This window comes from Streptomyces sp. NBC_00285 (assembly GCF_036174265.1).
Taxonomy (GTDB): Bacteria; Actinomycetota; Actinomycetes; order Streptomycetales; family Streptomycetaceae; genus Streptomyces.
The window spans coordinates 8,396,503-8,408,358 of sequence record NZ_CP108055.1; the positions used below are offsets into that span (position 1 = coordinate 8,396,503).

Consider the following 11,856-nt stretch of genomic DNA (forward strand, 5'->3'; position numbering starts at 1 on the left):
GGCTGGCCTACCCGGAGGCGGGGGAATCATCCGGGGCGGGTGTGTTTTCCCCGCGCGTTCCCCACGCGGGGCGGCGCCTACTCCACGGTGCCGCCCCGGCGCCGGACCGCGAAGACCACGGCCGCCGCCACCACGAGGATCCCCGCACCGATACCGGTCCAGGCGCTCGCGGACAGCCCGCCGTCGTCACCCTTCGCGGTGTCGGCGGCTTGCGGGGAGGCCGCCGGGCTCGTCTGCGCGGCCGTCGGAGTGGGGCTCTCGGAGAGGCTGGGCGAGGGACTGGGCGAGGCGCTGACCGGCTTCGCGCCCGGCGCCGCGGCCTCGAGCTTCAGTACGGGTGCCGGGTTCTCGCCGTTCTCGTCCAGTTCGATCCAGCGGTCGACGTGTCCGTCGCCGTAGGTCTGGAGGGTCTTGAAGGGCACCTCCTTCGCGTCCGGCAACTGCCGTACGACCACGGAGTACACGGCGCTCGCACCGGTCTTCAGCTCCGTGCCCCTGACGGTGTAGCCGTCGTCGGTCGCGCTGAACTTCCAGCCCTTGGGGCCCTTGTCGTAGACCACGTCGGCAGGGGCGATGCCCTTGGGCAGGACCACCCGCACCTCCTTGATCCCGGAGGAGTCGGACTCGGCCTCGGCGTGGAAGGAGACGGTGACGTTCTCGGCGAGGGCCTGCGCCTTGTCGGCCTCGACCTCCGTGTGTGCGGCGGCCGGAACGGCGGTGAACAGCACGGCGGTTGCCGCCGTGGCGACGGCGACGGACAGACGGGGCAGGGTGATACGGGACATGGATGTCTCCAGGCAGGGTGGTACGGCGGGCGGGCCGTCCGGCGTGGGCCGGACCGGCGTCCCGGTGAGGTCAGTGGGCGGGAGCTGCGCTCGCCGCTGGAGGACCCCGCCGTACCACCGCGTGCGCCAGCAACAGCCGCCCGGTGAGCGGTCGTTCGTCGCGGATCGGCACGACGGCGACCGCGGCCGTCGGCGCGGGTGACGCGGGCCGGGCGAACAGCACCAGGGCGGCGGCCAGTCGGGGCCGTACCGCGTCCAGTGCCGCCGTCACACCGCGGGCCACCGTCCAGCAGGCCGCGTCCGCGCGGTGCAGCAGGACCGCGACCAGGGCGGCGACCAGCGCGTGGGCGACCGTCATGGCGAGGGATCCGTGCGGGCTCTCGTGCCACGCCGGCCGGGTGCCGTGCAGATGGCCTCCCGGGTGCCGGGAGGCCGACGCGTGCGCGGTGACCGTCAGCCACAGATGCAGTCCGGACTGGCCCGCGACACTGCAGGCGACGACCGTCGCCAGGCTGCGGGGCCGCTGCACACCGACAAGGCCCACCGCGAAGAGCACGGCCGCCGCGGCGGCGCCCCGCGTCCAGGGCACGGGACCCTCGGAGAGCAGGTGATGGGCGCTGACCCCGAGCACCGTGCCGACGACGGCGAACACCGCGGCCCGCAGAACGGGCAGAGGCGCGCGAGTCGTCGTGACGGAACGGTGCATGGCCTGCTCATCATGGGCCATCCCGGCCCCGCTCGGCAGGGGGGTCCGGAAAAGACCGCGCTGCCGCTCCGTACGACCCGAGCCGGCGGTAGGTCGCGTGGGCGCGCGAGCGTCCTGGAACGGTCAGCCGGACGCCGTGCCGTTGCCGCCGGGCTCGACGACCTCCCCCTTGATCACCTGGGGGGTCGGCCGGCCCTCCTTCGCCGCCCGTGCCTCCGCCTTGAGGATGCGCGCCGACTTTCCCGCGGAACGGGTCAGCTCGGGACCCTTCTTGATGGCGAGGACGGCTATGACGACGATCAGGATGATCGCGAGTTCGCTCAGTCCGAACATGTGAAGGCCTCCGTCAGACGTTGACGCCCGGAGTCGGACGCGACGCCCGCCGGACCGGCAGCGTATCCGGTCCCTCCCCGCCAGGTCACTTTGCTTGTCCTTTACTCTTGTGTGGAACGTCCCCGACCGACGAGAAGGAGCCACAGTTCCGCAATGGGTGAGCCTCCCAGTACCGACCGTGCCGTCCGCCGCCCGACCAGGGGAGCGGGGGTGGCCCGGTGACCGAGATCCTGCTGCTCCTGGCGGCCCTCCTCCTCACCCTGGCCTGCGCCGTGTTCGTCGCCGCCGAGTTCTCGCTGACCACCGTCGAGCGCGGTGACCTGGAGCGGGCCGCCGAGGCCGGAGAGCGCGGCGCCGAGGGCGCCCTGCAGGCCGTACGCCGGCTGACCTTCCAGCTCTCCGGCGCCCAGCTCGGCATCACCGTCACCTCGCTGCTGATCGGCATGCTCGCCGAGCCCTCCCTCGCGGCGCTCCTCAAGGGCCCGCTGCGGGCCGTCGGCCTGGGCGGCGCCGCCGCACCGGTGGCGACCGCACTGGGCGTGGCCCTGTCGACCGTCGTGCTGATGGTGGTCGGCGAACTCGTGCCGAAGAACTGGGCGATCTCCCGCCCGCTGGCCGTCGCCAAGGTGGTGGCCGGACCGCAGAGCGCCTTCACCGCCGTCTTCGGCCCGTTCATCCGGCACCTCAACAACACCGCGAACCGTGTCGTACGCCGCCTCGGCCTGGAGCCCGCCGAGGAGCTGGCCTCCGCCCGCAGCCCCGCGGAACTGGTGGCGCTGGCCGAGCGTTCCGCCGCCGAGGGCGCCCTGGAGGCCGACTCCGCCGAGCTGTTCGTGCGCACCCTGCACCTGGGCGAGCTGACCGCCGAGAACGTCATGACACCGCGCGTCGACGTCAAGGCCCTCGAAGCCCACGCGACCGCCGCCGACGCCGCGAACCTCACCCACGCCACCGGCCTGTCCCGCTTCCCGGTCTACCGCGACAGCCTGGACGAGGTCATCGGCACCGTGCACATCCGTGACGTGCTCGCCCTGGAACCCGGGAAGCGGGCCGTCACCCCGGTCACCGAACTGGCCACCGCACCCCTGCTGGTGCCGGACAGCCTGACCGCCGACCTGCTCCTGCAGCGGCTGCGGGCCAACCGCACCATGGCCGTCGTCATCGACGAGTACGGCGGCACGGCGGGCGTGGCGACCGTCGAGGACATCGTCGAGGAGGTCGTGGGCGAGGTCCGCGACGAGCACGACCCCGTCGAGATCCCCGACCTGCGGCCCGCCGGCGACGGAGCCTGGGAGGCGGAGGGATCCGTCCGCGTCGACCGGCTGGGCGGGATAGGCCTCACGGCGCCCGAGGGGCCGTACGAAACCGTGGCCGGACTGATCGCCACCCGCCTCGCGCGGATCCCCGCCCGGGGCGACGGCCTCGACCTGGACGGCTGGCGCCTGGAGGTCCTGGACGTGGACCACCACCGCGCCGACCGCGTCCGCATCACCGCGCCGGAGCCCGCCCGGGCTCCGGCCCAGGCCGGGGAGGACACCCGATGACCACCGTGCAACTGCTCGTCGGCGCCCTGACCCTGCTGACCAACGCGTTCTTCGTGGGCGGCGAGTTCGCCCTGATCGCCGTGCGCCGCAGCCAGATCGAGCCCCACGCGCGGGACGGCCACAAGCGGGCCCGGATGACCCTGTGGGGCCTGGAACACCTCTCCGCGATGATGGCCACCGCCCAGCTCGGCATCACCGTCTCCTCGCTGGTGCTGGGCGCGGTCGCCGAACCCGCCATCGCGCACCTGCTGGAGCCGGGGTTCGGGGCGGCCCGCGTCCCGGACGGCCTGGTGCACCCGATCGCGTTCGTGATCGCCCTGTCCCTGGCCACCTATCTGCACATGCTGATCGGCGAGATGATCCCGAAGAACATCGCCCTCGCGGCCCCCGTGCCGACCGCGCTGCTCCTCGGCCCGCCCCTGGTCGCTCTGACGCGCGCGCTCAGGCCGTTCGTGTTCGGCGTCAACGCCTTCGCCAACGCCCTGCTGAAGCTGCTGCGCGTCGAACCGAGGGACGAGGTCGAGTCGGTCTTCACCGACGACCAGCTCGCCCGCATGGTCGTGGACGCCAGCGAGGCCGGACTCCTCTCACCGGCCGACGGCGAACGACTGCGGGACGCCCTGGAGCTGGGCACACGTCCCGTGGGCGAGATCCTCGTCCCCGCTCAGAAGATGGTGACCGTGGACGCCTCGGTCACCCCGGCCCGCCTGGAGCGGGTGGCCGCGGACGCGGGCTACTCCCGCTTCCCCGTCACCGGCCCGGACGGCACCCTGCTGGGCTATCTGCACATCAAGGACACCCTCGGCGTCACCGACCGCGACCAGCCCTTCCCGCGCGCCGCCCTGCACCCGGTCACCCGGGTCCGCATCGACACCCCGCTGGACGACACCCTCACCGCGCTGCGCGCCGGCGGGAGCCATCTGGCGGCGGTGACGGGGGAGGCGGGCGCCGTCCTCGGGTTCGTGACCATGGAGGACGTCCTGACCGAGCTGGTGGGACCGGCCCCCGCGACCGCGTGACCGGCGGGCGGTCCCGCCCTGCGCCTGGTAGATCTGGGAACGCCGTTCCCGTCCCGGCCGTTCACACACTGCACGTCACTACCGAAGGAGCAAGCCCGTGTCCGCCCCACCGACGGACTCCCGCCCGACGCGATCGACCCTGCGTTGAGTACCACCAGCGCCGTCCTCGGTCTGCTCGCCGTGTTCCTGCTGACCGCGGGGACCGGATACTTCGTCGCCCAGGAGTTCGCCTACGTCTCCGCGGACCGGCTCGCCCTCTCCCGCGAGGCCGAGGCCGGTGACAGGAAGGCCGCCCGCGCCCTCAAGGTCCTGGGCCGGCTGTCCTTCATGCTCTCCGGCGCCCAGCTGGGCATCACCGTCACGGGCCTGATCGTCGGCTTCATCGCCGAACCGTCGGTCTCCGCGCTGCTGAAGCCCGCCCTGACCGGGACGGGCATCCCCGAGGGGGCCGTCGGCGGCATCTCCGTCGTGCTGGCCTTCGTCCTTGCCACCGTCGTCCAGATGGTCCTCGGCGAACTCGCTCCGAAGAACCTCGCGATCGCCGTCCCCGAACGGCTCGCGAAGGCCCTGGCACCCTCCACGCTCGGATACCTCAAGGTCGTCGGCCCGCTCGTGCACGTCTTCGACGGCGCGGCCAACCGACTGCTCCGCAGGGCCGGCATCGAACCCGTCGAGGAACTCCACCACGGCGCCACCCTGGAGGAGCTCGGCCACCTCATCGGCGAGTCCCACGAACAGGGCGAGCTGCCCAAGGACACCGCCGAACTCCTCGACCACGCCCTGGAGTTCTCCGAGCGCACCCTCGACGAGGTGATGGTGCCGCGCGTCGACGCCGTCTTCGTCCGCAGGGACGCCACCGCTGCCGAGGCGATCGACCTGATCGCCGAGCACGGCCACTCCACCTACCCCGTCCTCGGCGACCACCCCGACGACGTGCCCGGCGTCCTGGGCGTACGGGAGTTGATGCGCCTGCCCGCCCGTGAGCTCGCCCGGGCCACCGCGGGCACCCTCGCCCGCACCCCGCTGCTGCTCCCCGACACGCTTCCGCTGCCGGATGCCGTCGAGCGGATGCGGGAGCGGGACGACGAGTTCGCCGTCGTCCTCGACGAACACGGCGGCATCGCCGGCATCGTCACCTACGAGGACATCGCCGAGGAACTGGTCGGCGACATCGCCGACGAGACCGACACCGTCACCGAACTCGCCGTACCCGACGGGGCGGGCTGGCTGGTCGACGCGGGCCGCCGCCTCGACGAGATCGCCGACGCCACCGGCGTCCACCTGCCCGAGGAGGAGGACTACGACACCGTCGCGGGCCTGGTCGTGGACCGACTCGGCCGTTTCCCCGCCATCGGGGACCGGATCACCGTCGACCTGCCCCTCGGCGGCCGCGCGGTGATCGACGTACGGACCCTGGACCGGCATGTGCCGGACCGGGTCCGCATCGAGAGGCTGCCTGAACGCGGGTCCGGGTCCGCGTCCGAGCCCGCGGAGGAGCAGGCATGAGTTTCCCCATGGCGCTCTTCGTCACCGTCCTGCTGCTGATCGGCAGCGGGTTCTTCGTCGCCGCCGAGTTCGCGCTGGTCGCCGCCAAGCGGCACCGCATGGAGAAGGCCGCGGCACAGGGCCGACGCGGCGCGAAGGCGGCCCTGGCCGGGATGCGCGAGCTGTCCCTGATGCTGGCAGGCGCCCAACTCGGCATCACCGTCTGCACCCTGGGCCTCGGCTCGGTCTCCAAGCCCGCGATCTCCCACGAACTCGAACCACTGCTCCACGAGTTGGGCCTGCCCAGCGGACTCAGCTACGGCGTGGCCTTCGTGTTCGCCATGTTCGTCGTGGTGTTCCTGCACATGGTGCTCGGTGAGATGGCCCCCAAGTCCTGGGCGATCGCCCACCCCGAGCGTTCCGCGATGCTGCTCGCACCGCCCTTCCGAGCTGTCGTCAAGGTCGTCCGGCCGCTGATCTCGGTGCTCAACACCATGAGCAACGCACTGGTACGGCTGTGCCGGGTCACCCCGCGCGACGAGCTGGCCGCGGTGCACAACAGGGAGCAACTGACCCACCTGGTCGAGGAGTCGGAGCGCCTCGGCCTGATCAGCGAGGCCGACTCCGACCTGCTCACCCGCTCGCTCACCGAGCCCGAGACCCCGGTCGGCGAGCTCCGGATCCCGACCGCGGAGATCACGTCGGTGGCCGGCACCGCCGACCTCGACACCATCCTGCGCACGGCCGCCGACCACGACCGCACCCGCATGCTGGTCCGCGAGGGCGACCTTGTTCTCGGCTCCCTGCACGCCCGTGACGCCCTGGTGGCCCGCGCCCGGGGCCGCACCGGGACCGCCCGCACCCTGGCCCGCCCGGTCCCGGAACTGACGCAGGACACCAAGGTCGCCGACGCGATCGACCTGCTCCGCCGCAACCGCGCCTCGCTGGCGGTAGTACGCGACGAGGCGGGCACGCTCACGGGCATGGTGACCCTGGACGACCTGCTGGCGCGCTATCTGCAGCCGCAGTCGGCCTGATCCGGATTCCGCGCGGACACGGCCAACCGACGGAGTGCGCATCACGGTTGGACGCAACCTCGACCCACCCCACAACCAAGAAGGTGCTGGTCGACCGGCTCAGCGACGGACGCGGTAGCGGATGTGAGTGGCCTCCGGCGTGTCGATCACCCGGATGATCTCCAACTCGATCTGCGACGGCAGGACGTCGAACAGGCGACGGCCATCACCGAGCAGCACCGGGATCTGATGGATCTGCACCTCATCCAGCACCCCGGCCTCAAGCGCCCGTTGCGCCGTGTACGCGCCACGCACCTGCACGTCCTTGTCCCCGGCGGCGGCCTTGGCCTGTGCCATCGCGCTTTCGATCCCGTCGGTCACGTAGGTCACCAACGGATAGCCCCAACGGGCGGCGGGGCCGGGCGGGCGGTGACTGGGCACGAAGATCGGGAGACCACCGTGATCACCGCCCCAGTGATCCATGAGCTCGGCAGTGCGTCGTCCCACGAGCACCGCACCGGCTGTGTTCCATTCGTCCTGGAATTGCGAGACCGGCCCGGACGGCGGGCCGGACTCGTCCTCAGGGCCGGCCCACTTGTGCAGTCGTTCGCCGTCGTCGCCGCCCAGAAAATCGTTTGGATCGGCGATATATCCGTCGAGTGACATCGACATGTCGAGCACTGATGCGGACACTTCGACCTCCTGTGGGTTCGATCCGGCCTGGTTCAACCGTGCTGTAGACCCGGCATGGCGGCATTACTCATCGGGCATCGCAGCGGCAACGGCTCACGTGAGCCTGTTTGCCTCTTGTTCGACGGCGCTTGCGCGGGCAGCCATCTGGATCTCGCCCAGCCGGGACGACGACGGCGACTCACCGGCACATGACTGAGGGCAGGGAGGTCGCGACCTCCTTGCCCTCCTCAACGTATAGCTGACGGGGGGCCTTGCGGCAAGGCCCCGGTGGTGCCGCACAATCCTCGTCCGAGGCCGCAACCTGCGGAAACAGACGATGAGCGCGGTGGGGCGGCTCGTGTCCACAGAGGGGGATTCGATGATCGACGTGACCGTCGTCGGCGGCGGACCGACCGGACTGATGCTGGCAGCCGAGCTGCGGCTGCACGGGGTGCGGGTGGTCGTCCTGGAGAAGGCGGCCGAGCCGACCGAGGTCGTCCGCTCGCTCGGTCTGCACGTGCGCAGCATCGAGGTGATGGACCAGCGCGGGCTGCTGGAGCGGTTCCTCGCCCACGGAAGGCAGTTCACCGCCGGCGGTTACTTCGCCGCCATCGACAAGCCCTGGCCGGGACAGCTGGACAGCGCGCACGCCTATGTCCTCGCCCTCCCTCAGACGACCACCGACCGGCTGCTGGCCGAGCGTGCCGTCGAGCTCGGCGCCGAGATCCGGCGCGGCAGCGAACTGGTCGCGCTGAGCCAGTACGGCGACGGGGCCGGAGCCGGGGTGAACGCCGAACTCGCCGACGGCACCCGGCTCCGTTCGCGCTACCTCGTCGGCTGCGACGGCGGCCGCAGCACGGTGCGCAGGCTGCTCGGTGTCGGCTTCCCCGGCGAACCCGCCCGGGCCGAGACACTGCTCGGCGCCATGGAGGTCGGTGTGCCGCCGGAGACGGTGAGCAAGGTGGTGACCGAGATCCGCCGCACCCAGAAGCGGTTCGGCCTCGGGCCCGTCGGGGACGGGCTGTACCGCGTCGTCGTGCCCGCAGAGGGGGTGGCGCAGGACCGCTCGGTCGCGCCGACCCTCGACGAGTTCAAGCGACAGCTGCGGGCGGTCGCCGGCACCGACTTCGGGGTCCATTCACCGCGCTGGCTGTCCCGCTTCGGCGACGCCACCCGGCAGGCGGAGCGCTACCGGGTCGGCCGGGTGCTGCTGGCCGGCGACGCGGCACACGTCCACCCGCCGGTGGGCGGGCAGGGCCTCAACCTCGGTGTCCAGGACGCGTTCAACCTGGGCTGGAAACTGGCCGCCGAGGTGGCCGGCTGGGCGCCCGCAGGACTGCTGGACAGCTACCACGCCGAACGGCACCCGGTGGCCGCCGACGTGCTGAGCAACACCCGCGCGCAGATGGAGCTGCTGTCCACCGAGCCGGGGCCACGGGCGGTGCGTCGACTGCTGTCGCAGCTGATGGACTTCGACGAGGTGAACCGGTACCTGATCGAGAAGATCACCGCGATCGGCGTGCGCTACGACTTCGGCGAGGGCCATGAACTGCTCGGCCGGCGCCTGCGGGACCTTCCGCTGAAGCGCGGCCGCCTCTACGAGCTGATGCACGGCGGCCGCGGACTGCTCCTCGACCGGACCGGGCGGCTCTCGGTGTCGGGCTGGTCGGACCGGGTCGACCACGTCGTCGACGGCAGCGAGGAACTGGACGTGCCCGCGGTACTGCTGCGGCCGGACGGCCATGTCGCCTGGGTGGGCGAGGACCAGGCGGAACTGCTCGCCCGGCTGCCCAGGTGGTTCGGCGCCGCCGCCTGAGCGCGACGAAACGCAGACCCGCGAGGCCCGGTTGCCCGGGCGCTCGCGGGTGCGGTCCGACGTGTACCGGGTGGTGTCAGACGGTGGCGGGCAGCACGTGATCGCCCGCCTTGTCCGTGCTCAGGCACAGCGAGCAGACCACCGCGTCGTGGGTGGCGCAGGCGGCCAGGTCGGGGCGCTCGTACGGCTGCCGGCAGACGTGGCAGTCGTAGGTGACCGCGCTCGGGTTGCCGTCGGCGTCCAGCATCGGCTCGTCGATGCCGTCGTCGGTGCGGCGCAGGTAGTACTTGCCCTTGGTGACGACGGCCATCAGCGGGGTGAGGACGAAGGCGATCAGGGCGGCGGCGACGGGGGAGTACGGCTGGAGGGTGTCGCCGAGGGCGTGGAAGTACATGGCGATGGACAGGCCGGAGGCGGCGACGAAGGCGACCACACCGACCGGGTTCACGGCGTAGAGCATGCCGCGGCGGAACTCGGGGGCGTGCGGGGAGAGTTTGAGCAGGTACTTGTTGATGCCGATGTCGGTGGCGACGGTGACCACCCAGGCGATCGCGCAGTTCGAGTAGAACCCGAGGATGTCGTTGAGGAAGCTGAACATGTCGGCTTCCATCAGGGCGAGCGCGAAGCCCAGGTTGACCAGGACGAAGACCATGCGGCCGGGGTAGTGCTTGGTGAGGCGGGTGAAGGAGTTGGTCCAGGCGAGCGAGCCGGAGTAGGCGTTCGTCACGTTGATCTTGATCTGGCTGATCACGACGAGAGCCACGGCCAGCGGGAGCACCAGCCAGGACGGCATCATCGCGTCGAAGGCGCCCTTGAACTGCTGGATGGGTTCGGGGGCGACGTCCGCGCCGACCTTCGCGAGGATGTACACGGCGAGGAAGACGCCGATGACCTGCTTCAGCGCGCCGAGCACCACCCAGCCGGGTCCGGCCATGATGACCGCGGTCCACCAACTGCGCTTGTTCGCCTCGGTCTTGGGCGGCATGAAGCGCAGGTAGTCGATCTGCTCACCGATCTGCGCGATGAGCGAGAGACACACGCCCGCGCCGAGCAGCACGGAGGCCGTGTTGACGCCGCCGTCGCCGTCGGTGCCCGCGTAGGCGAGGAAACGGTCGACGGTGCCCGGGTCGGTGGAGACCAGGTAGACCAGCGGGCCACCCATCAGCAGCAGCCAGAACGGGGTCGTCCACACCTGGAGCTTGCTCAGCGCCTTCATGCCGTAGATGACCAGCGGGATCACCATCAGCGTGGAGACCAGGTAGCCCAGCCACAGCGGGAGTCCGAGGCCGAGCTTGAGGCCCTGGGCCATGATCGAGCCTTCGAGGGCGAAGAAGATGAAGGTGAAGCTGGCGAAGATGACGCTGGTGAGGACCGAGCCGTAGTAGCCGAAGCCGGAGCCGCGGGTGATCAGGTCGAGGTCGATGTTGTAGCGGGCGCCGTAGTAGGCGAGGGGGAACCCGGTGACGAAGATGACGACGGCGGCGACGGCGATCGCCACGAGCGCGTTGCCGGTGCCGTGGGCCAGGCCGATGCCGGCACCGATGGAGAAGTCGGCCATGTAGGCGATGCCGCCGAGTGCCGTGGTGGCCACGACCATCGGGGTCCAGCGGCGGTAACTGCGGGGCGCGAAGCGGAGGGTGTAGTCCTCCAGGGTCTCGTTGGCCGCCTGGTCGGCGGACGTCGTCGGGTCTGCCGTTGCCGACCGTGACTCGGTTGTGCTCATGTCACGCCTCCCGGTGGGGCTCGGAGCGGGTGGTGGGGCACGTGCGGGGACCCCGCGTGACGTCGTCGGCAGGAGGGGGCGGTCGCCGGGCCGTCGTCAGCTGCCCGGCGGCCTGTATACGACGTGGATCCCACGGCGGGTCACCCTAGGAAGCGGTTGTTACCGAGCGGCCGGGCTGTCATGAACGCGGCGTTTCCGAAAGCTCACCCGGCATGCGGGTGGGGCGGGCGGGCGTGAGGGGGCGGCCGGTGATCACCTTGGTCCGGCGGGCACTGGAGGCGACGCGCCTCGCCCGGGACATCCGGTATGCAGTGCCGCCCGAGGCGCCGGGTGGTCGCTGCGGTCCGGTCAGGCCCGGGTGCTTGGCCTGTCGTCGGAGGAGACCGTACGGTCCGCCTCGTCCCGGACGAGCAGGGACAGCAGGGACGCCACCGTCAGACCCGCCTCGGCCGGATGACGCAGGATCTTGCCCGGGGCGATCCGGTAGGTGTTGGTGCGCCCCTCCTTGATGTGCGAGAGATACCCGTCCTGCTCCAGATCGGAAATGATTTTCTGGACGGCGCGTTCGGTGAGCCGGCAGTGTGCGGCGATGTCGCGGATCCGGGCGGTGTGATCGTCGGCGATCACGGCCAGCACGCGTGCGTGGTTGGTGACGAACGTCCATCCGGTGTGTGCCTCGGGAACTCCATCCATGTCCCCTACTCTACCGACCATAGATTCGCGCATCAAAAAACCTGAACATAGTTTCGTGTATTGG

Annotated in this window: 11 protein-coding genes; 5 read left to right on the forward strand and 6 right to left on the reverse strand. The window is 71.2% G+C overall.

Features of this window, described 5'->3' with window-relative positions:
- Window positions 1-77: 77 nt before the first annotated feature.
- The 3 genes from OHT57_RS38510 to OHT57_RS38520 form a co-directional block, all read right to left on the reverse strand.
- On the reverse strand, window positions 78-785 hold the full coding sequence (locus OHT57_RS38510) for a DUF1775 domain-containing protein (RefSeq protein WP_328751415.1): 708 nt from the start codon (window positions 783-785) through the stop codon (window positions 78-80).
- 70 nt (window positions 786-855) lie between these two features.
- Window positions 856-1,491, reverse strand: a complete 636-nt coding sequence (locus OHT57_RS38515) for a hypothetical protein (protein ID WP_328751416.1) — start codon at window positions 1,489-1,491, stop codon at window positions 856-858.
- A 123-nt stretch (window positions 1,492-1,614) separates the two neighbouring features.
- Window positions 1,615-1,824 carry a twin-arginine translocase TatA/TatE family subunit gene (locus OHT57_RS38520; RefSeq protein WP_328751417.1) on the reverse strand — a complete coding sequence of 70 codons (210 nt, stop codon included), beginning with the start codon at window positions 1,822-1,824 and terminating at the stop codon, window positions 1,615-1,617.
- A 218-nt stretch (window positions 1,825-2,042) separates the two neighbouring features.
- Here OHT57_RS38520 and OHT57_RS38525 point away from each other — a divergent pair, with 218 nt between their 5' ends.
- The 4 genes from OHT57_RS38525 to OHT57_RS38540 all read left to right on the forward strand — a co-directional run bounded on the left by OHT57_RS38525 (window position 2,043) and on the right by OHT57_RS38540 (window position 6,909).
- Window positions 2,043-3,368 carry a hemolysin family protein gene (locus OHT57_RS38525; RefSeq protein WP_328751418.1) on the forward strand — a complete coding sequence of 442 codons (1,326 nt, stop codon included), beginning with the start codon at window positions 2,043-2,045 and terminating at the stop codon, window positions 3,366-3,368.
- On the forward strand, window positions 3,365-4,387 hold the full coding sequence (locus OHT57_RS38530; protein WP_328751419.1) for a hemolysin family protein: 1,023 nt from the start codon (window positions 3,365-3,367) through the stop codon (window positions 4,385-4,387). The genes OHT57_RS38525 and OHT57_RS38530 overlap by 4 nt, the downstream gene beginning before the upstream one ends.
- A gap of 144 nt (window positions 4,388-4,531) precedes the next feature.
- A complete protein-coding gene (locus tag OHT57_RS38535) occupies window positions 4,532-5,893 on the forward strand; it encodes a hemolysin family protein (protein WP_328751421.1) in 1,362 nt (453 codons plus the stop codon).
- Window positions 5,890-6,909 (forward strand): hemolysin family protein, encoded by a 1,020-nt coding sequence (locus tag OHT57_RS38540; protein ID WP_328751422.1) that lies wholly within the window; start codon window positions 5,890-5,892, stop codon window positions 6,907-6,909. Before OHT57_RS38535 ends, OHT57_RS38540 begins: the two co-directional genes overlap by 4 nt.
- A 99-nt stretch (window positions 6,910-7,008) precedes the next feature.
- Here OHT57_RS38540 and OHT57_RS38545 read toward each other — a convergent pair whose 3' ends face one another.
- The gene (locus OHT57_RS38545; RefSeq protein ID WP_328751423.1) at window positions 7,009-7,581 is read right to left on the reverse strand and encodes a dihydrofolate reductase family protein; all 573 of its coding nucleotides are present in this window, start codon (window positions 7,579-7,581) and stop codon (window positions 7,009-7,011) included.
- A 358-nt stretch (window positions 7,582-7,939) separates the two neighbouring features.
- Here OHT57_RS38545 and rox point away from each other — a divergent pair, with 358 nt between their 5' ends.
- Window positions 7,940-9,376, forward strand: a complete 1,437-nt coding sequence (gene rox, locus OHT57_RS38550; RefSeq protein WP_328751424.1) for a rifampin monooxygenase — start codon at window positions 7,940-7,942, stop codon at window positions 9,374-9,376.
- Between the two features lie 76 nt (window positions 9,377-9,452).
- On the opposite strand, the gene OHT57_RS38555 is transcribed toward rox, so the two are convergent.
- Complete coding sequence (locus OHT57_RS38555; RefSeq protein ID WP_328751425.1) at window positions 9,453-11,099, reverse strand: purine-cytosine permease family protein; 1,647 nt, start codon at window positions 11,097-11,099, stop codon at window positions 9,453-9,455.
- Window positions 11,100-11,447: 348 nt separating this feature from the next.
- Complete coding sequence (locus tag OHT57_RS38560; RefSeq protein WP_328751426.1) at window positions 11,448-11,792, reverse strand: helix-turn-helix transcriptional regulator; 345 nt, start codon at window positions 11,790-11,792, stop codon at window positions 11,448-11,450.
- Between the last annotated feature and the right edge of the window lie 64 nt (window positions 11,793-11,856).

Excerpts from the sequence above, each read along its gene's own strand:
- OHT57_RS38510 (WP_328751415.1), bottom strand. The coding sequence starts at position 785 with ATGTCCCGTATCACCCTGCCCCGTCTGTCCGTCGCCGTCGCCACGGCG.
- OHT57_RS38515 (WP_328751416.1), bottom strand. The coding sequence starts at position 1,491 with ATGCACCGTTCCGTCACGACGACTCGCGCGCCTCTGCCCGTTCTGCGG.
- OHT57_RS38520 (WP_328751417.1), bottom strand. The coding sequence starts at position 1,824 with ATGTTCGGACTGAGCGAACTCGCGATCATCCTGATCGTCGTCATAGCC.
- OHT57_RS38530 (WP_328751419.1), top strand. The coding sequence starts at position 3,365 with ATGACCACCGTGCAACTGCTCGTCGGCGCCCTGACCCTGCTGACCAAC.
- OHT57_RS38540 (WP_328751422.1), top strand. The coding sequence starts at position 5,890 with ATGAGTTTCCCCATGGCGCTCTTCGTCACCGTCCTGCTGCTGATCGGC.
- rox (WP_328751424.1), top strand. The coding sequence starts at position 7,940 with ATGATCGACGTGACCGTCGTCGGCGGCGGACCGACCGGACTGATGCTG.
- OHT57_RS38555 (WP_328751425.1), bottom strand. The coding sequence starts at position 11,099 with ATGAGCACAACCGAGTCACGGTCGGCAACGGCAGACCCGACGACGTCC.
- OHT57_RS38560 (WP_328751426.1), bottom strand. The coding sequence starts at position 11,792 with ATGGATGGAGTTCCCGAGGCACACACCGGATGGACGTTCGTCACCAAC.